The 23519-nt window shown below is 71.5% G+C and carries 19 protein-coding genes; 9 read left to right on the plus strand and 10 right to left on the minus strand.

What is annotated here, in order from left to right; all coding sequences use genetic code 11:
- Positions 1–12: 12 nt before the first annotated feature.
- The 4 genes from ACH45E_RS37840 to ACH45E_RS37855 form a co-directional block, all read right to left on the minus strand.
- The gene (locus ACH45E_RS37840; protein WP_361450124.1) at positions 13–3807 is read right to left on the minus strand and encodes a multifunctional oxoglutarate decarboxylase/oxoglutarate dehydrogenase thiamine pyrophosphate-binding subunit/dihydrolipoyllysine-residue succinyltransferase subunit; all 3795 of its coding nucleotides are present in this window, start codon (positions 3805–3807) and stop codon (positions 13–15) included.
- A gap of 743 nt (positions 3808–4550) precedes the next feature.
- A complete protein-coding gene (locus ACH45E_RS37845) occupies positions 4551–5660 on the minus strand; it encodes an ATP-binding protein (protein WP_399042384.1) in 1110 nt (369 codons plus the stop codon).
- Entirely contained in the window at positions 5657–6397 is a 741-nt protein-coding gene (locus tag ACH45E_RS37850; protein WP_361450130.1) for a response regulator transcription factor, read from the minus strand. The genes ACH45E_RS37845 and ACH45E_RS37850 overlap by 4 nt, the downstream gene beginning before the upstream one ends.
- Positions 6398–6519: 122 nt before the next feature.
- Positions 6520–7197 carry a spermidine synthase gene (locus ACH45E_RS37855; RefSeq protein WP_361450133.1) on the minus strand — a complete coding sequence of 226 codons (678 nt, stop codon included), beginning with the start codon at positions 7195–7197 and terminating at the stop codon, positions 6520–6522.
- Positions 7198–7413: 216 nt separating this feature from the next.
- Between ACH45E_RS37855 and ACH45E_RS37860 the strand changes: the two genes are divergently transcribed.
- Positions 7414–8211, plus strand: a complete 798-nt coding sequence (locus ACH45E_RS37860) for a rhomboid-like protein (protein ID WP_361450136.1) — start codon at positions 7414–7416, stop codon at positions 8209–8211.
- 528 nt (positions 8212–8739) lie between these two features.
- Positions 8740–9306, plus strand: a complete 567-nt coding sequence (locus ACH45E_RS37865) for a TIGR03086 family metal-binding protein (RefSeq protein WP_361450139.1) — start codon at positions 8740–8742, stop codon at positions 9304–9306.
- Between the two features lie 36 nt (positions 9307–9342).
- Here the strand turns inward: ACH45E_RS37865 and ACH45E_RS37870 are convergent, their stop codons facing one another.
- A complete protein-coding gene (locus ACH45E_RS37870) occupies positions 9343–10143 on the minus strand; it encodes a GNAT family N-acetyltransferase (RefSeq protein WP_361450142.1) in 801 nt (266 codons plus the stop codon).
- 167 nt (positions 10144–10310) lie between these two features.
- Between ACH45E_RS37870 and lon the strand changes: the two genes are divergently transcribed.
- The gene (gene lon / locus ACH45E_RS37875; protein ID WP_361450145.1) at positions 10311–12740 is read left to right on the plus strand and encodes an endopeptidase La; all 2430 of its coding nucleotides are present in this window, start codon (positions 10311–10313) and stop codon (positions 12738–12740) included.
- 86 nt (positions 12741–12826) lie between these two features.
- On the opposite strand, the gene ACH45E_RS37880 is transcribed toward lon, so the two are convergent.
- Positions 12827–13627 carry a lysozyme gene (locus ACH45E_RS37880; protein WP_361450148.1) on the minus strand — a complete coding sequence of 267 codons (801 nt, stop codon included), beginning with the start codon at positions 13625–13627 and terminating at the stop codon, positions 12827–12829.
- Positions 13628–13882: 255 nt separating this feature from the next.
- Here ACH45E_RS37880 and ACH45E_RS37885 point away from each other — a divergent pair, with 255 nt between their 5' ends.
- On the plus strand, positions 13883–14374 hold the full coding sequence (locus ACH45E_RS37885) for a MarR family transcriptional regulator (RefSeq protein ID WP_361450151.1): 492 nt from the start codon (positions 13883–13885) through the stop codon (positions 14372–14374).
- Positions 14375–14431: 57 nt separating this feature from the next.
- Here ACH45E_RS37885 and ACH45E_RS37890 read toward each other — a convergent pair whose 3' ends face one another.
- On the minus strand, positions 14432–15220 hold the full coding sequence (locus tag ACH45E_RS37890) for a protein phosphatase 2C domain-containing protein (protein ID WP_361450154.1): 789 nt from the start codon (positions 15218–15220) through the stop codon (positions 14432–14434).
- Between the two features lie 373 nt (positions 15221–15593).
- Here ACH45E_RS37890 and ACH45E_RS37895 point away from each other — a divergent pair, with 373 nt between their 5' ends.
- The 5 genes from ACH45E_RS37895 to ACH45E_RS37915 are packed head-to-tail and all read left to right on the plus strand — an operon-like array spanning position 15594 to position 21219.
- Entirely contained in the window at positions 15594–18407 is a 2814-nt protein-coding gene (locus ACH45E_RS37895; protein ID WP_361450157.1) for a nitrate- and nitrite sensing domain-containing protein, read from the plus strand.
- Positions 18404–18901 carry a roadblock/LC7 domain-containing protein gene (locus ACH45E_RS37900; RefSeq protein ID WP_361450160.1) on the plus strand — a complete coding sequence of 166 codons (498 nt, stop codon included), beginning with the start codon at positions 18404–18406 and terminating at the stop codon, positions 18899–18901. The genes ACH45E_RS37895 and ACH45E_RS37900 overlap by 4 nt, the downstream gene beginning before the upstream one ends.
- Positions 18898–19317 (plus strand): DUF742 domain-containing protein, encoded by a 420-nt coding sequence (locus ACH45E_RS37905; protein ID WP_361450163.1) that lies wholly within the window; start codon positions 18898–18900, stop codon positions 19315–19317. The genes ACH45E_RS37900 and ACH45E_RS37905 overlap by 4 nt, the downstream gene beginning before the upstream one ends.
- Positions 19298–19951, plus strand: a complete 654-nt coding sequence (locus ACH45E_RS37910) for an ATP/GTP-binding protein (protein WP_361450166.1) — start codon at positions 19298–19300, stop codon at positions 19949–19951. The genes ACH45E_RS37905 and ACH45E_RS37910 overlap by 20 nt, the downstream gene beginning before the upstream one ends.
- 14 nt (positions 19952–19965) lie before the next feature.
- The gene (locus ACH45E_RS37915) at positions 19966–21219 is read left to right on the plus strand and encodes a styrene monooxygenase/indole monooxygenase family protein (protein WP_361450169.1); all 1254 of its coding nucleotides are present in this window, start codon (positions 19966–19968) and stop codon (positions 21217–21219) included.
- Between the two features lie 81 nt (positions 21220–21300).
- Here ACH45E_RS37915 and ACH45E_RS37920 read toward each other — a convergent pair whose 3' ends face one another.
- The 3 genes from ACH45E_RS37920 to ACH45E_RS37930 form a co-directional block, all read right to left on the minus strand.
- Positions 21301–22410, minus strand: coding sequence for an NlpC/P60 family protein (locus tag ACH45E_RS37920; protein ID WP_361450172.1), 1110 nt, complete (start codon positions 22408–22410; stop codon positions 21301–21303).
- 115 nt (positions 22411–22525) lie between these two features.
- The gene (locus ACH45E_RS37925) at positions 22526–22846 is read right to left on the minus strand and encodes a hypothetical protein (protein ID WP_361450175.1); all 321 of its coding nucleotides are present in this window, start codon (positions 22844–22846) and stop codon (positions 22526–22528) included.
- Positions 22839–23492, minus strand: coding sequence for a TetR/AcrR family transcriptional regulator (locus ACH45E_RS37930; RefSeq protein WP_361450178.1), 654 nt, complete (start codon positions 23490–23492; stop codon positions 22839–22841). Before ACH45E_RS37930 ends, ACH45E_RS37925 begins: the two co-directional genes overlap by 8 nt.
- Positions 23493–23519: the final 27 nt, after the last annotated feature.

Genomic DNA, 23519 nt, shown 5'->3' on the forward strand with positions numbered 1-23519 from the left:
ACCGTCGGAGACCTACGCGTCGAACACCTCACGCACCAGCTGCTCCTGCTCCGCCTGGTGCCGCTTCGCGGAACCGACGGCGGGGGACGAGGAGTGCGGACGCGAGATCCGGCGCAGGCGCTCGCCCGGCGGGATGTCCGCGCCGACCGCCAGGTCCAGGTGGTCGATCAGGTTGAGGGCGATGAACGGCCAGGCACCCTGGTTCGCCGGCTCCTCCTGGGCCCACAGGTACTTCTCGGCGTTCGGGTACTTGGCGATCTCCGCCTGGAGCTCGGCACCCGGGAGCGGGTACAGACGCTCGATGCGGATGATCGCGGTGTCCGTGCTGCCGCGCTTGGCGCGCTCGGCCTCGAGGTCGTAGTACAGCTTGCCGGCGCAGAAGACGACCTTGCGGACCGCGGCCGGGTCCACCGTCGCGTCACCGATGACCGGGCGGAACTGACCCGTCGTGAACTCCTCCGTCTTCGACGCGGCGGCCTTCAGACGCAGCATCGACTTCGGGGTGAAGACCACCAGCGGCTTGTGGTGCGGGTTGTGCACCTGCCACCGCAGGAGGTGGAAGTAGTTCGACGGCAGGGTCGGCTGGGCGACCGTCATGTTGTTCTGCGCGCACAGCTGGAGGAAGCGCTCGATCCGGGCCGAGGAGTGGTCCGGGCCCTGGCCCTCGTAGCCGTGGGGGAGCAGGAGCGTCACGCCGCTCGTCTGGCCCCACTTCTGCTCGGCCGCCGAGATGTACTCGTCGACCACCGTCTGCGCGCCGTTGACGAAGTCGCCGAACTGCGCCTCCCACATCACGAGCGCGTCGGGGCGGGCCAGCGAGTAGCCGTACTCGAAGCCCATGACCGCGTACTCGGACAGGAGGGAGTTGTAGACGTTGTACCGCGCCTGCTCCTCGGCGAGGTACATCAGCGGCGTGAACTCCTCACCCGTCTCGCGGTCGATGAGGACCGCGTGGCGCTGGCCGAAGGTGCCGCGCTGGGAGTCCTGGCCGGAGAGGCGGACCGGGGTGCCCTCCAGCAGGAGGGAGCCCACCGCGAGGGTCTCGCCCATGCCCCAGTCGATCGTGCCGTCCTCGACCATCGTCGCCCGGCGCTGCAACTGCGGCAGCAGACGCGGGTGCACGTGGAAGGAGTCGGGGATGTTGACCTGGGACTCGGCGATCCGCTTCACGACCTCCGTGGAGATCGCGGTGTTCACGGCCACCGGGAAGTCCGCCTGCGGATCCGACACCGGGCCGGAGATCGGCTGGGACGTGGCCTCGCGGACCTCCGTGAAGACCTTCTCCAGCTGGCCCTGGTAGTCCTGAAGGGCCTGCTCGGCCTCTTCCAGGGTGATGTCGCCGCGACCGATGAGGGACTCGGTGTACAGCTTGCGCACCGAGCGCTTCTTGTCGATCAGGTCGTACATCAGCGGCTGGGTGAAGGCCGGGTTGTCCGACTCGTTGTGACCGCGGCGGCGGTAGCAGATGAGGTCGATCACCACGTCCTTGTTGAACGCCTGGCGGAACTCGAAGGCCAGCCGCGCGACGCGGACCACGGCCTCCGGGTCGTCGCCGTTCACGTGGAAGATCGGGGCCTCGATCATGCGGGCCACGTCCGTCGCGTACATGGAGGAACGCGAGGACTCGGGGGCCGCGGTGAAGCCGACCTGGTTGTTGATGACGATGTGGACCGTGCCGCCGGTGCGGTAGCCGCGCAGCTGCGACATGTTCAGGGTCTCGGCCACCACGCCCTGACCCGCGAAGGCCGCGTCGCCGTGGATCGCCACCGGCAGGACCGTGAAGTCCGTGCCGCCCTTGTTGATGATGTCCTGCTTGGCGCGGCTGATGCCCTCGATGACCGGGTCGACCGTCTCCAGGTGGGACGGGTTCGCGGCCAGGGAGACCGTGATCTGCTCGCCGTCCAGGCCGGTGAAGGTGCCTTCGGCGCCCAGGTGGTACTTCACGTCGCCGGAGCCGTGCATCGACTTCGGGTCGAGGTTGCCCTCGAACTCGCGGAAGATCTGCGCGTACGACTTGCCGACGATGTTGGCGAGGACGTTCAGCCGGCCGCGGTGGGCCATGCCGATGACGACCTCGTCGAGGCGGGACTCGGCGGCCGAGTCCAGCACCGCGTCGAGCAGCGGGATGACGGACTCGCCGCCCTCCAGGGAGAAGCGCTTCTGGCCGACGTACTTCGTCTGGAGGAAGGTCTCGAAGGCCTCCGCCGCGTTCAGCCGGCGCAGGATGCGCAGCTGCTCCTCGCGCTCCGGCTTGGAGTGCTGGCGCTCCACACGGTCCTGGATCCACTTGCGCTGCTTGGGGTCCTGGATGTGCATGAACTCGATGCCGGTGGTGCGGCAGTACGAGTCGCGGAGCACGCCGAGGATGTCGCGCAGCTTCATCATCGACTTGCCGGCGAAGCCGCCGACGGCGAACTCGCGCTCCAGGTCCCACAGGGTGAGGCCGTGCTCGACGATGTCCAGGTCGGGGTGCTTGCGCTGGCGGTACTCCAGCGGGTCGGTGTCGGCCATGACGTGGCCGCGGACCCGGTAGGAGTGGATCAGCTCGAAGACACGGGCGGCCTTGGTGACGTCGTCGTCGTGGCTGGCGTCGATGTCCTTGAGCCAGCGGACCGGCTCGTAGGGGATGCGCAGCGCCTCGAAGATGTCGTCGTAGAAGCCGCTGTCGCCGAGCAGGAGGTTGGCGACAGCGCGCAGGAACTCGCCGGAGGCGGCGCCCTGGATCACCCGGTGGTCGTAGGTCGACGTGAGCGTCATGACCTTGGAGACGCCGAGCTTGTTCAGGGTGTCCTGGCTGGTGCCCTGGAACTCCGCCGGGTAGTCCATGGAGCCGACGCCCATGATCACCGACTGGCCGGGCATCAGGCGCGGCACGGAGTGGACGGTGCCGAGGCCACCGGGGTTGGTCAGGGAGACCGTGACGCCGGTGAAGTCGTCCATCGTCAGCTTGTTGTCGCGGGCGCGACGGACGATGTCCTCGTAGGCCTGCCAGAACTCGAAGAAGTTCAGCGTCTCGGCCTTCTTGATGGCGGCCACGACGAGCTGGCGGTCGCCGTTGGGCTTCACCAGGTCGATGGCCAGGCCGAGGTTCACGTGCGGCGGCTTGACGAGGGTCGGCTTGCCGTCCTTCTCGCCGAACGACCAGTTCATCGACGGCATGGCCTTGATGGCCTGCACCATCGCGTAGCCGATGATGTGCGTGAAGGAGATCTTCCCGCCGCGGGCCCGCTTGAGGTGGTTGTTGATGACGATGCGGTTGTCGAACAGCAGCTTCACCGGGACCGCGCGGACCGAGGTGGCGGTCGGCAGCTCCAGCGAGGCGTTCATGTTCTTGGCGACCGCGGCGGACGGACCGCGCAGCGTCACGAACTCCGGGCCGTCCGCGGCAGCGGGGGCCGCCGCGGCGGCGGGCTGGGCCTTCGCCTTCGGCTGAGCGGGCGCGGCGGGCTGCGCGGGCTTGGCGGCCGGGGCCGGGGCGCTCGCCGCGGGCTGCGCGGCCTGCGCGGGCTTGGCGGGCGCGGCGGGCTGTGCCGGCGCCGGGGCGCTCGCAGCCGGCGCGGCCGGAGCCGCGGGCTTGGCCGGAGCCGGAGTGGCAGCGGTGGGGGTCTCCGCGGTCCCCGCGGCGGCGGCGCCGGGCTTGTAATCAGCGAAGAAGTCCCACCAGGCCCGGTCTACCGAATTCGGGTCCTGGAGGTACTGCTGATAGATCTCGTCGACGAGCCACTCGTTCGGACCGAACGCGGCAGCGGGGTTCTTCCCGGCTTGGTCGTCGGTCGAGATGCTCGAGTTACTGGACTGTGGCGACACGGCGGCAACCGCCCTCTTCCGCTTCACAAGGTGATGGACAGCGGGAATAAAGGCTACGCCCCCAAGACCGCGAAGGTCAGGTCGGGCCCGTCCATCGTCGTGTAAGTCACATCGAAAAGTGTGTTTCGGGGGTTGATATGGCGGGAAACAAGCGTGGTTCACCCGCGAAAGGGACGCCTCGACCGTGTCCCGGGCGCGGCACGTCACACGCCTCTCCCTGATCACACGTGTCCGTCAGCGCGGACACCCGTGGATCATGTGGCTCCGGTTCGAACTTTACGTCAACTTGGCACGGATGGCTCTCCCGTACGGGTGACCAGAACCCAGCAGCCCCGACCGAATCCGGCCACCGGGTTTCCAGCCGCGGCACGGATCCACCCCGGAGAGGGCGACCGCGGGGCCTGACCGGGATGCTGTGGCCCGTGTCGGGTTCGGCGTGGTCCGGTGGATGCGCTCGGGGGCGGTGAGCGGTCGGCCGGGCCGGGAAGGCTCACCCCGGGGCAGGTGGCCAGGGGCCGGCGGTCCCGCCCGCATCTGGCCACCCATCCGGCCGCTGTGCGGATCAGCTCAGGGGGGAGCGCTCTCCCGGGCGGCCGACCAAGGGGCGGCAGCCCGGTACGGATCCGGCCCCCCGATCCGGCCGCCGTGTGATCAGCCGCTCAGGGCGGGGCGTTCTCCGGGGAGGGTGCCCGGGGTTCGGCGGTCCCGCCCGGACCTGGCCCCCTGACCCGGCCGCCGTGCGATCAGCCGCTCAGGGCGGAGCGTTCTCCCGGGAGGGTGACCAGGATTCGGCAGCCGCGTTCGGATTCGGCTACGCCGATCCGGCCGCCGTGGAGGTCGACGGCCCAGCGGGCGATGGCGAGGCCGAGGCCGGTGCCACCGTCGCTGCCCGGGCCGTGCGGGCGGCGTACCGCGCCCCGGTTGAAGCGCTCGAACACCCGGCGCCACTCCGACCTGGGGATCCCAGGCCCCTCGTCCAGGACCTCCAGCTCCAGCGACTCCGGCTGCGGCCCGCGCCGCGCCTTCACCGTCACGCGGCCGTGCGGCGGGCTGTGCTTGACCGCGTTGTCGATGAGATTCGCCACGACCTGGTGGATCCGCTCCGGATCCGCGTGCGCGGTCAGCTCCGGCGGGGAGACGTCGAGGTGCAGATGGACGTCCGTACGGGTGTGGCTGCCGGAGCCGGAGGCCATGCCCGCGCGCGCGGAGGCGACCATGTTGGCCTCCTTCAGCACGCCCGAGAGGTACGGCCACACCTCGAAGCGCCGCATGCGCAGCGGTACGACGCCGTTGTCCAGCCGGGACAGGTCCAGCAGGGTCTCCACCAGCCGCCCGAGCCGCTCGGTCTGCTTCAGGGCCGTCCGCATGGTCTCCGGGTCGGCCTCCGCGATGCCGTCGACGACGTTCTCCAGCACCGCCCGCAGCCCCGCGATGGGCGTACGCAACTCGTGCGAGACGTTCGCCACCAGCTCCTTGCGCTGGAGATCCTGCGCCTCCAGCTCATCGGCCATGACATTGATCGTCTCGGCCAGATCGCCCAGCTCGTCCCGGCGGCTCTCGCTCACCCGGCGCGTGTAGTCGCCGTGCGCGATGGACCGGGCCACGGTGTTCATCTCGTCCAGCGGCGCGGTGAGCGAATGCGCCACGAACTGCGTTATCAACAATGTGGCGATCATCGAGAAGACCGTGATGAAGCGCAGCTCCGTCTTGGTGTGCACCGCGATCACCGACAGCCCCGTGGTGATCAGCACCGACGTGACGACGAGCGCGCCCAGCTTGGTCTTGATCGAGAACGGACGTACGCCGCCCCAGGGATCCCCGGGACCTCCCCGCGTGGCCGGCCCGTCGCTCATGGCGTCGGGGTCTCCAAGGCGTAGCCCACGCCGTGCACGGTACGGATCCGCTCGGCCCCGATCTTCCGGCGCAGCGCCTTGATGTGGCTGTCGACGGTCCGGGTGCCGGAGGCGTCCGCCCAGTCCCAGACCTCGGCCAGCAACTGCTCCCGGGAGAGCACCGCGCGCGGAGTGTTCGCCAGGCAGACCAGCAGGTCGAACTCGGTCGGCGTCAGATGGACGTCCTCGGAACGCACCCGCACGCGCCGCTGCGCGTGGTCGATCTCCAGCTCGCCCAGGCGCAGGATGCCCGAGCGCGGGGTGGACGCGGCGATCGCCGCCCGCTCCACCCGGCGCAGCAGCACATGCACCCGTGCGGCCAGCTCCCGCATCGAGAACGGCTTGGTCATGTAGTCGTCGGCGCCGACGCCCAGCCCGACCAGCATGTCGGTCTCGTCGTCGCGCGCGGTCAGCATCATCACCGGCACCGGACGGGCGGCCTGCACACGACGGCAGACCTCCAGACCGTCGAAGCCGGGCAGCATGATGTCGAGGATCAGCAGATCGGGCTGCCAGGCCTCGGCGGTGTCGACGGCGGCCGGGCCGTCTCCGGCGGTTTGCACCAGGAATCCCTCGGCGCGCAGCCGGGCCGCGATGGCGTCGACGATCGTCGGATCGTCCTCGACGACCAGGACCCGGCGCTGCGCGCCCTGGGTGGCCGCCGCCGCGCCGTTGTGGGAGGTGTGTGTCTGCTCCATCGCCCGCCCCTGAGGTGCTTTCCGGAACCAGTGGGGTGGTTCCTCGGTCTGCGCATGGTTGCGATTGACGCTTGAATGATCCGCGTCAGGGAAGCACATTACGGGGAGTGGCGTCGCATTTGCTATCCAGGGCGTACGGCGAGGTGCACGGCGTCCGGAACGCCCCGGGCAACGGGGATCTCTTCGGTACGCACCTGCCGGAACCCGGCATTCCGCAAGGTACCTTCAAATTCCGGGGAGGGCCGCGCCGACCACACCGCGAGCACTCCGCCGGGTCTCAAAGCCCTTGCACAGCCTGCCAGTCCGACTGACGAGTAGAGCCCCTCGTTGCCCTCCGTGACAGTCCAGCCGGGGCCGTTGTCGATGTCCAGGCACAGGGCGTCGTACGTGGCGCATGTCTCACCGAGGTGCGCCAGGAGATCGCCTTCCACGATCCGGGCGCGCGGGTCGGCGAGCGCGGCGGCGGAGAGCGCGGACAGGGGGCCGCCGAGGTGCCAGTCGATGACGGCCCGCTCGCGTTCCACCACCGTGATCCGGCCCCAGCGCGGATCGGCCGCCGCGTGCGCGAGCGAGAAACCGACGCCCAGCCCGCCGATCAGTACTTCCGGCTCCGGCCGGCCGTCCAGCGCGCGGTACGCGGCGTCCACGAGCAGCCGCTCCGAGCGGCCGTCGGAGGTGTCCATCAGGAAGCAGCCGTTGGCGATGATCTGGAGCAACTCGCCGTGGCGGCGCAGCACCACCTCCCCGTACGGGCCCTCGCGACGGTCCAGGACCACGGGAATGTCGTAGGTGGCTACCATGGCGCCATCCTGCCCCAACGGGGCTTGGCGGGCAGGCGAATTACGGGTGGCCCGCGGGGTGCCGGCCGAGAGCCGCGGCAGAGGGAGGCGGGCCGCCCGCGCGGACGCAGGACGAGGATGAGAGGTTCCTGTGAATCCGGCCTCGCGTGGTGTCGGTCATAGACAGCGACGGGTGGGGCGCGAAGGGTGGGGCGGAACGGAAGGGAGCGCCTCACCTTGGAACCGACCGCGAGGGCCGCCACGACGGCCCCGTTTCCGCCCCTCTCCGAAGACGGCCGCCCGTCCGCCGAACTGGCCGAACTGCTGGACGGCGTGCCGCGCCAGCGCGTCCCGGCGACGGCGAGCGGCCCCGCGGCGGCAGCGGTCGCGCGCCCGCTCCCAGCCCCGGCCCCCGCCTTCCGCCCCTGGCGGCTGCTGCCCACCCCCACCGGAACGCCGTTCACCGTCGGCTACGCGGCCGTGCTCGCCCTGACCTCGCTGTTCACCGAGTACGCCGACCCGTCCCTCGTGCACGCCCTCCACCAGGCCTCCAGCACGGACGTTGCACATCTGCTGCGCTCGCCCGTGCTGGTGCTGCTGGCGAGCGCGCTGTGGATCGCCGGCGGGCTCCTTTCGCCGTACGCGCTCGCCTTCGTGCTCGTGCTGACCGCGCTGGAACGGCGGACAGGCGGACTGCGCGCGGCCGGGATCTTCCTGCTCGGGCACGTACTGGCCACCCTCGCCACCGAGGTGCCCGTCGGCCTCGCGGTCCTCGCCGGGCACCTGCCGCACAGCTCCCTGCACCGCCTGGACTACGGCATCAGCTTCGGCGTGGCAGCCGGCGTCGGCTCCCTGGCCGGCCTCCTCACCCCCTGGCTGCGCTGGCCCCTGCTCGCCCTGGCCGGCGGCATCATCATCCAGGACCTGATCGCCTTCACCGACCCGATGACCAACTGGGGCCACCTGATCTCCCTGGCCATAGGCGTCACCACCTGGCCCCTGGTCAGACACTGGCAGCGGACCCGCACCACCTGACTCCGGCCGCCGCCTCCCGCTGCGCGGGGCTCGCGCCATGCCGGCGATTGGCCAGCCGGGGGCCGGTGTTCCCTCCAGCCTGACGCCGTCCTCGAAGGGGACGGGCGGCCCCGGCCGCTCGGGCACGCGCGCGTGGGCGTACTTCCGCTCCGGGATGGTGGCCTCGTGTGCACTGCACACTGCACGCTGCACGTGGCGACGTATGCGAACCGGGCGGGGTGTCGGTACGGGAGGCGTCGACGAAGCCAAGGTGCTGGGCCGCGACGCCCAGCCGTAGCCTGGCCGGCGCCCGGACCGCCGAGACGGGGCTCCATCGCCACCCCGTCTTCCCAGCCGCCGGGAACGCTGCCTCGGCCGCCACCACGGCGGCCCGCGATCACCGCTCGACGCCCGGGCCCCGCCCGCGTACCGACCCCTGGAGTCGCTGTCACTCCCCCGGCAGTCTCAGCGGATTGCCTATGAACTCCGTCCCGATGGTGTAGCGATGACCTCGCGAAGGCATGACGGAAGCGCACGGGGGAGGCCCGGATGACCGAGGCGGTACGGCGTATGGAGCGGGCGATCACGATGACCGGGCGGGTGGTGAACGGGGTCTCGGACGAGCAGTGGACGCTGCCGACGCCGTGTGCGGAATGGGACGCGCGCGCCCTGCTCAACCACACCGTGGGCGGCATGCGCATCTTCGCCGCCCAGTTGGACGGCAGGGAACCCGAGGCCGACCACGAGTCCGACTGGCTTGCGGACGACCCGAAGGCCGCGTACGCCTCGGCGGCCGAGCTGGACCGCGCGACCTGGAACCGGCCCGGCGCCCTCGACACCACCCTCCGGCTCTCGTTCGGAGCCGTGCCCGGGCCGCTCGCGGCGCAGATCCACCTCACCGAGGTCTGCGTGCACGGCGTCGACCTGGCCATCGCGACGGACCGGCGGGCGCTGCTCGACGAGGAACTGTGCGAGGGACTGCTCCGCACGGTGCGGCAGATGGACGGCTTCGACGCCTTCCGGGTCCCCGGAATCTTCGCCGAGGAGACCCCGGCACCCCCCGGCGCCCCCGCACACACCCGCCTGCTGGCCTTCCTGGGCCGCACGGTCTCCTGACCTCTCGGCCCAGGTCGCCAGGTACCCCCTAGGGCCCTAGGCCCGCCCCTCCGGCGACCACACGTACGGCGTGGTCGTCGTCACCGCGTAGAAGCCCAGGCGGCGCAGGATCGGGGCGCTGTCGGCGGAGGCGTCGACGTTGAGGTATCTGATGCCGCGGGCGGCGGCGAGGCCGGCGCGGGTGGCGACCATGGCGCGGTAGATGCCCTTGCCGCGCCACTCGGCGAGCGTGGAGCCGCCCAGCAGGCCGGCGAACTCCGTACCGGGGCGGAAGAGCAGCCAGGCCGCGCAGACGATCTCACCGTCGGCCTCGGCGACGTGCACGGAGATGTCGTCCGGGCCGACCGTGAGCCGCCCGATCAGATGCTCGGCGAGCCAGCTCATGTCCTGGTCCCATACGGCCGTCTGCAGGGCGGCGATCCGGTGCATGTCCGCCTCGGCGGTGACCCGGCGCAGTGTGACGCCGTCGGGCAGTACGGGCTGCCGCACGGCCAGCTCCGCCACGGGCGCCACCAGCACCGTCTCCTGCTCCTCGGGCACGAACCCCGCCGCGCGCAGCCGGTCGGTCAGGTCGGCCGGGGCGTCGTGGCCGCGGATCTTCCACTCCACCGCCTCGCCGCGCGCCGCGAAGAAGTCCCGCTGCCGCGCGATCAGCTCGTCCAGCTCCCGCCCGCGCAGGCCCAGATCGCGCGGCGCGCTGAGGAAGCCGCGGAAATCCCCGACGACCCGCAGCAGTTCGCCGTCGTACTCGTGCGTGATCCCGGGCGGCGGAGCGGGCGGAACGGCGCGTATCTGGGCGTCGTAGGCGGCGAGCAGCGCCGCGGTGTCGGTCGTCATCGGGGGCACGGTACGGGGAATGCCGGGGCGGGCGGCAACTGCTTTTAAGAGGGGTCGAAGTCGCGGCCGACGAAGTGATCGCTCACAGCGAACACCCCTTGGGGAACAATCAAGGGCTCACAAGCATTGAGTCGGCATAGCTCAATTTGACTGCCCAAGGGGAGATCATGACTGCTGAGTCCACGGCGTCCACACCACTCACCCTGCCCGTTCTGCCGCTCGACGACGAGGTCGTGCTGCCCGGGATGGTGGTCCCGCTGGACCTGAGCGACTCCGAGGTGCGCGCCGCGGTGGAGGCCGCACAGGCCGCCGCCCGGTCGGCGCCGGGGAAGCCCAAGGTGCTGCTGGTGCCACGCATCGAGGGGACGTACGCCAAGACCGGTGTGCTGGGCACGGTCGAGCAGGTCGGCCGGCTCGCCGACGGCGACCCGGGCGCCCTGATCCGCGGCCGCGGCCGGGTGAGGATCGGCGCCGGGACCACCGGGCCGGGTGCGGCCCTGTGGGTCGAGGGCACGAGGATCGACGAGAGCGTGCCGGACCCGCTGCCGGGTCAGGCCGCCGAACTCGTCAAGGAGTACAAGGCCCTCGCCAGCAGCTGGCTGAAGAAGCGCGGCGCCTGGCAGGTCGTGGACCGCGTCCAGGCCATCGACGACGTCTCCGCGCTCGCCGACAACTCCGGCTACTCGCCGTTCCTGACCACCGACCAGAAGGTCGAGCTGCTGGAGACCGCCGACCCGGTCGCCCGCCTCAAGCTCGCCACCCAGCAACTGCGCGACCACCTCGCCGAGCAGGACGTGGCCGAGACCATCGCCAAGGACGTCCAGGAGGGCGTCGACAAGCAGCAGCGCGAGTTCCTGCTGCGCCGCCAGCTGGAAGCCGTCCGCAAGGAACTGCGCGAGCTGAACGGCGACTCCAAGGACTCGGCCGAGGAGTCCGACGACTACCGTGCCCGCGTCGAGGCCGCCGACCTGCCCGAGAAGGTCCGCGAGGCGGCCCTGAAGGAGGTCGACAAGCTGGAGCGGGCCAGTGACCAGTCGCCCGAGGGCAGCTGGATCCGCACCTGGCTCGACACGATCCTCGAACTGCCGTGGAACGAGCGGACCGAGGACGCCTACGACATCCAGGGCGCCAAGACCGTCCTGGACGCCGAGCACGCGGGACTGGAGGACGTCAAGGAGCGGATCACCGAGTACCTGGCGGTGCGCAAGCGCCGTACCGACCGGGGCCTGGGCGTGATCGGCGGCCGGCGCGGTGGTGCCGTACTGGCCCTCGTCGGTCCGCCCGGCGTCGGCAAGACGTCGCTCGGTGAATCCGTGGCCCACGCGATGGGCCGCAAGTTCGTCCGCGTCGCCCTCGGCGGTGTCCGGGACGAGGCCGAGATCCGCGGCCACCGGCGTACGTACGTCGGCGCGCTGCCCGGCCGGATCGTCCGCGCGATCAAGGAGGCCGGTTCGATGAACCCGGTCGTCCTGCTCGACGAGATCGACAAGGTGGGCTCGGACTTCCGCGGCGACCCCGCGGCCGCCCTCCTCGAAGTCCTCGACCCGGCTCAGAACCACACCTTCCGGGACCACTACCTGGAGGTCGAGCTGGACCTGTCGGACGTGGTCTTCCTCGCCACCGCCAACGTCCTGGAGGCCATCCCCGAGGCCCTGCTCGACCGCATGGAGCTGGTCCGGCTGGACGGCTACACCGAGGACGAGAAGGTCGTCATCGCCCGCGACCACCTGCTCCCGCGCCAGCTGGACCGGGCGGGCCTGCACAAGGACGAGGTCACCCTCGACGAGAGCGCGCTGCGGGGGCTCGCCGGCGAGTACACGCGCGAGGCGGGCGTGCGCAACCTGGAGCGGTCGATCGCCCGGCTGCTGCGCAAGGTCGCGGCCCAGCACGAACTGGGCGAGCGGGAGCTGCCGTTCACCGTCACCGACGGCGACCTGCGCTCTCTGATCGGCCGGCCGCACCACGTGCCCGAGTCCGCCCAGGACCCGGCCGAGCGCCGTACGGCGGTCCCGGGCGTGGCGACCGGCCTGGCGGTGACCGGCGCGGGCGGTGACGTCCTGTACGTCGAGGCGTCCCTCGCCGACCCCGAGACGGGCGCGGCGGGCCTGACCCTCACCGGTCAGCTGGGCGACGTGATGAAGGAGTCGGCGCAGATCGCGCTGAGCTTCCTGCGCTCTCACGGCGCCGAGCTGGAACTGCCCGTCGCCGACCTCAAGGACCGGGGCGTGCACATCCACTTCCCGGCGGGCGCGGTCCCGAAGGACGGCCCGAGCGCCGGCATCACGATGACCACGGCACTCGCCTCGCTCCTGTCCGGCCGGCTGGTCCGCACGGACGTGGCGATGACCGGCGAGGTCTCCCTGACCGGCCGGGTCCTGCCCATCGGCGGCGTGAAGCAGAAGCTGCTCGCCGCCCACCGCGCCGGGGTGACCACCGTGATCATCCCCAAGCGCAACGAACCCGACCTGGACGACGTCCCGGCCGAGGTGCTGGACAAGCTCGCCGTCCACGCCGTGACCGACGTCCGCCAGGTCCTGGAGCTGGCGCTCGCGCCCGCCACGAGCGAGGCGACGCCGGAGGTTCCGGTCGCGGCGTGACGGACGCGTCCGGAAAGGCAGGGCCCGGGTCCCGTGAGGGAGGCCCGGGCCCTCGCCGTACGTCAGCCGGTCAGCCAGCCGGCCGGTCAGCCGTTCGCGAGGGCGACCACGCGGTCCAGCGCCCCGTTGAACTTGTCGTGGTCCCCGACCGTCGGCCCGGACGACGTGTACTGCCACATCGTGTAGAAGGACCACCCCGACGGCAGCGTGCCCGCGTCCGACGCGTACCGCGCGATCCACAGCGGGTTGTCCGACGCGAAGCCGCCGTAGTCGCCCGTGCACTGGGACCACCAGCTGGTGGCCGTGTAGATGACCGCGTCCCGTCCCGTACGCGCCTTGTACCTGTCCAGGAAGGCGGCGATCCAGCTGACCATCGCGCTGGTGGACTTGCCGTAGCAGGCGGCGCCGTACGGGTTCCACTCGATGTCGAGGGTGCCGGGCAGGGTCCTGCCGTCCTTGGACCAGCCGCCGCCGTGAGCGACGAAGTAGTCGGCCTGGGCCGCCCCGCTCGTGGTGTCCGGAGTGGCGAAGTGGTAGGCCGCGCGGATCATGCCGACGTTGTAGGAGCCGTTGTACTGCTGGGCGAAGTACGGGTTCGTGTAGTACGTGCCTTCCGACGCCTTCGTGTACGCCCACTTGACCCCGCTGCTCCACAGGGTCGACCAGGCGACGTTGCCCTGGTAGGCGGAGACGTCGACGCCCTCGGTCTGGGCGGCGGCGGTGGGGGCGGGGCTGCCGTCCTGGCCGTCGTGGGCAAGGACGCCCATGCCCATGCGGGCGGAGCCGCGGGCGGGGAAGCTCGCGGCGTGCGCGGGCGACAGGGGCAGGGTGAGGGAGAGGGCCGCGAGCAGGGCGGCGGCGACCGAACCGGATCTGAGCACGGGCATGACGCGCCTCCGAGACGAGGAGGGGGGAGATGTGGGGAGGTGGGGGAGTGGGGGGCCCACGGTGACCCACGCCTGCAGCGCTGGCGTGGGCATGCCATTGAATGCCTGCCATTGAAGCTACGCACGTAGAAGACGGCGTGGAAGGGGGTCCGGATGCCGCCGTTGGTCTACGCCTGCGAAATACTTACGTAGCTGCGGCGATGACGAGATCTGGCAGAAACTTTCAGGACCGGGAAACCGAGCAGGAGTGCTGACGTGCACGAGGACGCGAACGGCGGCGGGCAACCCGTGGCCGCCGAGGTGACGCCGAGCGGTGCGGACCAGGAGTTCCTGGCCCTGGAACGCGAGTTGACGGTGCTCCTGCGGCGCGCCCGCGCCAACCAGGGCGAGATGGCCCGGGAGGTCCACCCTGACCTGGAGTCGGCCGCGTACGGCCTGCTCGTCCGCCTCGACGAGCACGGCCGCCAGCGCGCCACGGCGCTCGCCGCCTACATCGGCGTCGGCAAGGCCACCATGTCCCGCCAGCTGCGCGCCCTGGAGGAGCTCGGCCTCGTCGCCCGCGAGCCGGATCCGGCGGACGGGCGGGCCTGGCTGGTGGCCCTCACCGACGAGGGGCGCGGCCGGGTCGGCAAGGTCCGGGAGGCCCGCCGCGCGCGCTACGTCAGCCAGCTCGCCCACTGGGACCGGCGAGAGGTGGCGGAACTGGCGCGACTGCTGCGCGAGCTGAACGGGGTCATGGAGAAGTAGCCGCGAGCGAGACAAGCCGCGAGAAGCGGCCGAGCGGCCGGGACCACTCCTGGCCCTCTAGAGCTCCACGTACGCCACCGTCGCGTCGTCGTGCGTCTTGCTGCGCCCGAGGAACGCCCGCTCGTCCCGGTCCGCCGCCTCCAGCCCGCGTACCCGGTCGATCAGGGACCGGGCGCCCTCCTTGCGGACGACGTCGAACAGGGCCGCCCAGTCGCCCTCGCCGAACTTCTCCACCCAGCGGGTCGCGCCGTCCGTCAGCGCCGCCAGGGCGCGGACCTCGTGGCGGGGGAGGCTGCCGGTGACCGCGCGGACGGCGACGTCCGGGTCCGCGGCCGCCGTGAAGAAGCCGCCCTCCTTGTTGCGGGCGCGGGCATCGCAGACGGCGTCGCTGACCAGCCAGGCGCGGGGGAGGCGGTCGAGGCGGTCGTCCAGGACGGGGGTGACGGTGCCGTCCGGGGACCGCAGGAGGAGGGCGGAGTCGGAGAGGACCAGGTGGTCGACGGCGTCCGGGGTCCAGCGGACCAGGACCACCGTCGCCTGCGGGGTACGCGGGTGAGAAAGGTCACAGGTGGCCGCGTGTGCCTCGGCCGTCCGGCGGATCGCCCGGGCGAGTATTTCCGTAAGCGTCGCATCCGGCAGCGAAACGGTCAGTTCGGTCAGCGCGCCGCCCAGCCGGGCGGTGAACCAAGCGACGGAATGCAGACACCCCGTCCCGCCCTTCGGCGGGGTGACGCCGTCCAGGACGACGACGCAGCCACCCTGCCCGGAGGCCGGTAGCCCGACCGCCGCGAAGTCCTCGTTGGGTCGGGTGGCGTCACCGGGTTCCGAAACGAGTTCAGTACGCATTCGGCCAGTCTGCACGACCCCTTCACAAGGTCCGCCAAAGGCTGGCAACGGTCACGGAATTCCCGCCGCCCCGCAGGTCAGGCGCCTGTTTTGGGACGGAATGACACCCTCCGGGAAGACGTGGTGGCGAATCCTGCCAAAGCCTGCCGCCCGCGTCCAACCGGCCCACCGCGCAAGGTACCTGTACGCGCCTGCGGAACTTGCCCGCCAACTCCCGGCCGATGTTCACTCCTTTGGGTGGCGAGCCAGGTGATGCCCGACCACTGACCACCGGCGCTGGGAGGGTCGGGGGACGGACCGTACCGGGTGTGAGTACCACTTGGCACCGATGTGACGGGGCGCCACCCGGGCCCATGGGTAGACGAGTTCAGGAATGCGAGCACCGGTGCAGAAAAAGCGGCCTCGGCGCACAGGCAAGCAGACGGCCTCCGAAGAGGGCGCCGAGCGCACCCCCGTCGGCACCGGCCGCCCCACCCACGTACGCAACCGGCTGATAGTCGCCGTCACCGTGGTGGCCGCCGCGATAGCCGGGGCGGGAGCGCCCTCCCTGCTCACCGCCTCCGGGCAGCTGAGCGACTCCCAGGAGCTGGTGACCCTCGCCCAGCGCACCCAGGACGCGCTTTCCCTCGCCCACTCGCTCGCCGACGAACGCGACGAGGTCACCTCCTACATCGCGGCCGGCCGCCCCAAGTCCAAGGCCCCTTCGGAGCAGCGCAGCGCCCGCGTCGACCGGCAGGTCGAGGACCTGCGCTCCGAGAGCGACACACCCGGCTCCCTGCGCACCGACCTCGACGGCATCGCGGCCGTACGCCGGGCCGCGCTCAGCGGCAAGAACACCGCCCTCGAAGCGCACCAGGCCTACTCCGCCGCCATCACCGAACTCCACGGGCTCGCCGACCAGCTGGCCGAGCAGATGCCCCCGCGGGCCGGTTCCGGCGCCTACGCGCTCGCCGAACTGGACACCGCCGTCCAGCAGTCCGCCGCCGCCCGCGGCCTGCTCCTCGCGGCCCTCAACGTGCCGACCAGCGAGCAGACGGTCATCAGCCCCACCACCGGCCTGCCCACCACGACCACCACCACCTCGGCGGCCGACAAGAAGCAGCGCGACGCCCTCACCGCCGCCGCCCAGCAGGCCAGGCTGCGCTCGGACGCGGCCCTCGCCGACTTCCACGACACCGCGCCCAAGACGGCCGTCTCCTCGTACGACTCCACCGTCACCGGCCCCGAGGTCAACTCCGCCGAGAAGTACCTCGCCTCCCTCACCGACCAGCCGACGCTGAGCGACGGCGACCTCGGCACCAGCGCCAAGAAGCTCGACGCGGCCCTGTCCGCCCGGGTCGACCTGATGGGGGGCGCGGAGTCCGCCCTCTACGACCACCGCACCAAGGACCTCGCCAAGCTGCGCGACGACGACGTCACCGCGCTGGAGATCCGGATCGCCGTCCTCGGCGCCCTGCTGCTGGTCGCCGTCGGCATCGCCACCGCCATGGCCCGCACCCTCACCCGCCCGCTGTCGGTCCTGCGCCGGGGCTCGGCCCGCCTGGCCGAGGCCGAGGACCCCACCGCCGCGGAGCCGGTGAAGTTCACCGGCCGCAACGACGAGTTCGCCCAGGTCGTCCGCTCCGTCAACGCCCTGCACGCGCATGCCGCCGCCCTCCATGAGCGGATCACCACCCTGGAGACCGACCGCAAACACCTGGTCGGCCAGCGCCAGCGGATGGCCGACGCCCGGGAGGAACTGCGCGCCGAACTCGCCGACTCCGCCGCCCAGCTGGAGCGCCTGCGCACCAGCATCGGCGGCACCTTCGTCAACCTCGCCCTGCGCACGCTCGGCCTCGTCGAACGCCAGCTCGCGGTCATCGAGGGCCTGGAGGACCGCGAGCAGGACCCCGAGCGCCTGTCCACCCTCTTCAAGCTCGACCACTTCGCCACGGTCATGCGCCGCCACAGCGAGAACCTGCTGGTCCTCGCCGGCACCGAGCACGTTCAGCAGCACCCGGGCCCGGTCCCGCTCGTCGACGTCGTCCGGGCGGCGGTCAGCGAGATCGAACGCTACGAACGCGTCCGCATCGCCGCCCTGCCCCCGCACGCCCACGTCGCGGGCTTCGCCGCGGACGACCTCTCCCACCTCCTCGCCGAACTGATGGAGAACGCCACCTCGTTCTCCCCGCCCGACATGCACGTCGAGGTCTCGGGCTGGCTGCTGGAGAGCGGCGAGGTCATGCTCTCCGTGCAGGACGAGGGCATCGGCATGGCCACCGAACGCCTGGAGCGCCTCAACTCCCGCCTCGCCGCCTTCGACGCCGAGTCGCCCTACGACGAGGAGGGCGAGGAGGGCCTCGGCCTCGGCCTGTACGTCGTGGCCCGCCTCGCCCACCGCCACGGCGCCCGCGTCCAGCTCCGCGAACAGAAGCAGGGCGGCATCGCGGCGGTGGTGGTCCTGCCCGCGCCCCTGCTGACCGCCCCGCCGACGGCATCCGTACCCGCCCCCGCCACCACGGCGGGCGGCCCCCACACCTTCTCCCTCCCGGGCGCGAACGCCGAGGCCAACTCCAACGTCCTGCCCACCCGCTCCACGTCTGGGGACCCACTGGTCACCCTGGCGGAGCGCGCGGTACGTGAGGCACCGGCCGCGGAGCCCCCCGTACCCGCCCCCGCGGACCACCAGCCGGTCCAGCCCCCGGAAACCCCCGCGGAGTCCACGATGGAACTCCTACTCCCAGACCTGACCCCCACCCCCGAACCGTCCCCCGAACCCGCACCCGCCGCCGACGCGAAGCCGTTCCAGGGCCCACGCACCCCCACCCACGAACCCGCAGCCGCCGTCGGCGCGCAGCCCCCACAGGGGCCACCCGCACCCGACCACGAAAGCGGCACGGGTGGTGCGGGTGGGAACAAACCCGCCGAAGGCGAAGCCGAGGCGGGCCCCGCCCAAGAACACACCCGCACAGCCGACGAAGAGCAACTGACCGCCAAGGGCCTGCCCAAGCGCACCCCCAAGATCACCGCCCCCACCCAGGCCCCACGCCAACGCAGCGGCTCCGTAGACGCCGAAGCCCTGCGCCGCAGGCTCGGCGGCTTCCGCCAGGGCGCCCAAGCCGGCTATCGCCGAGCGGAAGCGGAGACGGCGGACATCTCCACAACAGAACAAGCCACGGGGGGCACAGTCGAGGAGGCAAGCAGTTGACCGCGCCCAGTACCTTCGGACTGAGCAGGGAGGCCCGCAACCTGCACTGGCTGCTGACCAACCTGGTCGAGGAAGTCCCCGGCATCCAGTCCGTCGCCGTGGTCTCCTCAGACGGCCTGCTCCTCCTGTCCTCCGACCCCACCGCGGCGGCGGGATCCCACCAGGCCCGCCCAGGAAGGGGCCCCCGTGGCTCCTCCGCCGACCTCGCCACCATCGTCTCCGGCATCGGCAGCCTCACCGTCGGCGCCGCGAAGCTGATGAAGTTCGGCGGCGTCAAGCACACGATGGTCGCGATGGACGAGGGCAGCCTGTTCGTCATGTCGATCAGCGACGGCTCGCTGCTCGGCGTACACGGCTCCGCGGAGTGCGACATGAGCGTGGTGGCGTACCACATGGCGCTCTTCGTCGGCCGCGCCGGCCACGTCCTGACGCCCGAACTGCGCAGCGAGCTCCGTAAATCCATGGAGTCCGACCCGACGGGGAGCGTCCGATGAGCAGCGGCACGCCGAACAGGCTCCCGGTACGCGGCGGCGACCGCAGGCCCGCCCGCGTCCGCCCCTACTCGCTCACCGGTGGCCGTACCCGCTTCGGCCACGTCCTGCTCGTCGAGACGTTCGTGGCGGCCACGGCTGCGATCGAGGCTCCCGAGCAGCGCAAGGAGCTGACGAGTGCGCCGCTCTCGGCGGTCATGCCCGAGATGCGGGCCATCGTCGAACTGTGCCGCCGTATGCGCACGGTGGCCGAGATCGCCGCGCTGCTGAAGATGCCGCTCGGCGTGGTCCGCGTACTCCTGAGCGACCTCGCGGACCAGGGAAAGATCCGTGTGTACGGAACCGGAACCAACCACGGCGTCGGCCGGCCGGACCGCGCACTGCTGGAAAGGGTGCTGAATGGACTCCGCCGTCTCTGACGCCGTCGCCCCCTTCGGGGAGACCCCGGGGACCCCCTTCGTCGAACCCGACGAGGACCTCAAGTCCTGGCAGACGGACCGCACCCGGGCCCCCGTCGCGACGAAGATCGTCGTGGCGGGCGGCTTCGGCGTCGGCAAGACCACGCTGGTCACGTCCGTCTCGGAGATCACGCCCCTGCAGACCGAGGCGCTGATGACCGAGGCGAGCGAGGAGACCGACGACCTCACCGCCACGCCGGGCAAGCTGACCACCACCGTGGCCATGGACTTCGGCCGCATCACGCTCGACGACGACCTGGTGCTCTACCTGTTCGGCACGCCGGGCCAGCAGCGGTTCTGGTTCATGTGGGACGACCTGGTGCGCGGCGCGATCGGCGCCGTCGTGCTGGCCGACACCCGCCGCCTCAGAGACAGCTTCCCGGCGCTGGACTACTTCGAGAGCTGCGGACTGCCGTACGTCGTCGCGGTCAACCACTTCGACGGCAGTGAGCTGTTCGAACCGGAGGACGTGCGGGAGGCGCTGACCATCCCCCCGCGCATACCTGTCATGATCATGGATGCGCGGCGCCGGATCTCGGTGATCGAGACCCTCCTGGCCCTCGTCGGCCACGCGCTCGACGAAACCCCCGAGTAGGAGAAGTACCCCGCATGCGGAAGATACTCGTCGTCGGAGCCGGCCAGTCCGGCCTCCAGCTCGCCCTCGGCCTCCAGTCGCACGGGTACGAGGTCACCCTGATGTCCAACCGGACCGCGGACGAGATCCGCGCCGGCCGGGTCATGTCCACCCAGTGCATGTTCGACACGGCACTCCAGCACGAGCGCGACCTCCAGCTGAACTTCTGGGAGTCCCAGGCTCCGAAGATCGAAGGACTCGGCGTCTCGGTGGCCGCCCCCGGCTCGCACGACCCCGGTCCGACGCAGCGCGCGATCGACTGGGTGGGCAAGCTCGACGGGTACGCCCAGTCGGTGGACCAGCGGGTGAAGATGGCCGGCTGGATGGAGACGTTCGCCCAGCGCGGCGGCCAGCTCGTCATCCACGGCGCGGCGGTCTCCGACCTCGACTACTTCTCCCGTACGTACGACCTCGTGCTGGTCTCGGCGGGCAAGGGCGAGCTGGTGTCCATGTTCGCCCGCGACCCCGAGCGGTCCCCGTACAGCGAGCCGCAGCGCGCGCTGGCGGTCGCGTACGTGCACGGACTCGGCCCGCGCCCGGAGCACCCGGAGTACGACGCCGTCCGCTGCAACCTGGTCCCCGGAGTCGGCGAGCTGTTCGTCATGCCGACGCTCACCACCTCCGGCCGCGCCGACATCCTGTTCTGGGAGGGCATACCCGGCGGCCCGCTGGACGTCTTCAACGGCGTCAAGGACCCGGCGGAACACCTCTCCCTGACCCTGGGACTCATGGAGAAGTTCACGCCCTGGGAGTACGCGCGGGCCACCAGGGTCGAACTGACCGACGCCGGCGGCACCCTCGCCGGCCGCTACGCCCCGACCGTCCGCAACCCCGTCGGCCGCCTCCCCGGCGGCGGCCTGGTGCTCGGTGTGGCCGACGTGGTCGTCGCCAACGACCCGATCACCGGCCAGGGCTCCAACTCGGCGTCCAAGTGCGCCGCCGCGTACCTCGCCTCCATCCTGGAGCAGGGCGACAAGCCCTTCGACGAGGAGTGGATGCAGGCGACCTTCGAGCGGTACTGGGACACGGCGCGGCACGTGACCAAGTGGACCAACGCGATGCTGGCTCCGCCGCCGGAGCACATCCTCAACCTGATCGGTGCCGCGGGGCAGCTTCAGCCGGTGGCTGATCGGTTCGCGAACGGGTTCAATGACCCGGCCGATTTCGAGAACTTCTTCTATGAGCCGGAGAAGACGGGGGCGTACCTGGGGTCTGTTGCCGGGGCCTAGACGCCGTAGGGGGCGTGGGCGGCTGGCGGCTGCGGGTTGTTCGTGGCTTGTCGCGCCCACGCGGCGGAGCCGCACAATGTCTCAGCCCCGCGCCCCTGGGTAGGTCACCTCGGGCGGGGTGTAGTGGGTCAGGGGACTTCCCTTCGGATCCGGGCGTACCGCGCCCAGTACCGGATAGGTCGCGATCGGGGAGACCATGATCCGGTCGCCGGGTCTCAGGGCCTGGACGACCATTCCGTCGCCGAGGTAGAGGGCGACGTGGGTGGCCTCGGGGAAGTAGACGACGAGGTCTCCGGGGCGGAGTTCGCCCAGGGGGATGTGCTGGAGCTGGGTCCACTGCTGCCGGGTGGTGCGGGGGATCGGGGCTCCGGCCTGCTGCCAGGCGCTCGAGGTGAGGCCCGGGCTGTCGTACGACGCCGGGCCCCGCGCGCCCGGCTGGTACGGCTTTCCGAGCTGTCCCACGGCGTAGCGGACCGCGCGGTCGCCCTCGGGGGAGGGGGCACGCTCGCCGCCGAGCGCGCCCGACGCCACGAATCCGTGCTGTGCGCCGGCGATCCCGTCCTGCTCGAACTCGGCGAGCGCGGCGAGCTGTTGGGCGGTGAGGGAGGCGAGCAGCTTCTCGACCTCGGCGAGCTTGCCGCGTACGTCGTCGCGGGCCTTCTTCTTCTGCTCGGCGAGGGTGAGCTGTGCGTCGAGTGCTTTGCGGGACTGGTGGGCCAGCCGGTCGATCCGCTGCTCGCTGCCGGCCAGCCGCCCCACGGTCCGCACCCTCTCCCGCGCCAGCTGCCCGATGACATGGCCCTCGTCGAGCGCGTGCTGCGGATCGCGGGCGAGGAGCAGGCGCAGATACGGGGAGATGCCGGTGCTGCCCTGGTACTGCTGCCGGGCCAGCCGGCCGACATCGCCTTGGCTGTCGTGCAGGGAGCGGCGGGCCCGGGCGAGTTCGCCCTCCAGCCGGTCCACCTCGGCGCGCTGTGTCTTCAGCTTCTCCTCGGCGGTGTCGTAGGTCTCGGTGGCCTGCTCGGCCTGCCGGTACAGCCGTTGCAGGTCGGTGAGCAGCTCGGCCACGGTCCGTGGGGGCTGAGGAGCGGTGGACGCCACCGCCACGGGTGCGGGTGCGGGTGCGGGTGCGAGGACGGCCTGGGCCGCCACCGCGGCCGTACACACCAGTCGCAGAAGGCTTCCTGACACGTCATCACCTCCGGTGCGGCAGGCGGACCATCCGCCTTTCGTATTTCCGCACCGCGAGCATGAGGGGCGAGTGCGCGCGCCGGTGGTGAGGTCTGCGCCGTTCGGCGCAACGATGTCACCCGTCGGTGTCGTCCGGCTTGCCGGCCGGCGTGCTGTGTGGCTTGGACCAGGGCCAGGCGAGCCTGCCGCCCGTGCCGGGCTCCGGGTCGTACTGGTACTTCCATCCCCGCACCATCCCCGTGCGCTTGCTCTGCGCCCGGGGCACGCGGCGGTAGACGAGGACCGTGGGCGGGCCGCCGTGCGGGTCCGGGACCGGGATGCGGTAGGTCTTCGGGGGGTGGCCGGTCATGCCCAGCAGCACGGGGAGCACGCGCCCGTCCATGGGGCCGCCCTCGAAAGGGGTGTCCTGACTCTTCACAGGACCAGTGTCAGCCATCCTCGGTCAGGCCGGTGACCAGCGCCGCCGTCTGCGGATCGCGGCCCGCGGTCACCGTCAGCACGGCCACGAACTGCTCCACCAGCCAGTCGCGGAGCTCGTCGGCGGGGGGCTGCTTGTCCTCGTCGAGCCAGATGAGGGAGGCCGCCTCCACGGCCGTGATCCACATCCGGACCGTCATGCGCAGCCGCGGGCCCGGTTCCGTGACGCCGAGGTGGCTGAGGATGTGCTCGGCGGCGGCCCGGCGCACTCCGTCGACAATGGCGGTGGTCCGGGAGGTCTCGACGACGCTGCCGCCCTGGAGGAGGGCGCTGAAGCCGGCGTCGTGCTCGTCGACGAAGGCGAGGTAACGGTCGAGGGCGCGGGCCAGGCGGGGGAGCGGGGGGCCGTCGTGGGGCTCGTCGAAGCACTGTTCCAGCTCGTCGGCGGCGGAGCGCAGGGCGGCCTCGTACAGCTGCTGCTTGCCGCCCGGGAAGTACCGGTACACCAGCGGGCGCGAGACCCCCGCCGCCTCCGCCACGTCGTCCAGGGAGACGTCCTCGGGGACGCGGTGCGCGAAGAGGCCCAGCGCGGCCTCGAGCAGCTGACTGCGGCGCTCCTCGACGCTGAGCCGGCGGTAGGCGGGGGTGGGGGCCTGCGGGGTCATGCTCCGCAGCGTAATCGCCGTCGGCGT

The sequence above is a fragment of the Streptomyces sp. NPDC020299 genome, from assembly GCF_044387825.1.
Classification (GTDB): Bacteria; Actinomycetota; Actinomycetes; order Streptomycetales; family Streptomycetaceae; genus Streptomyces.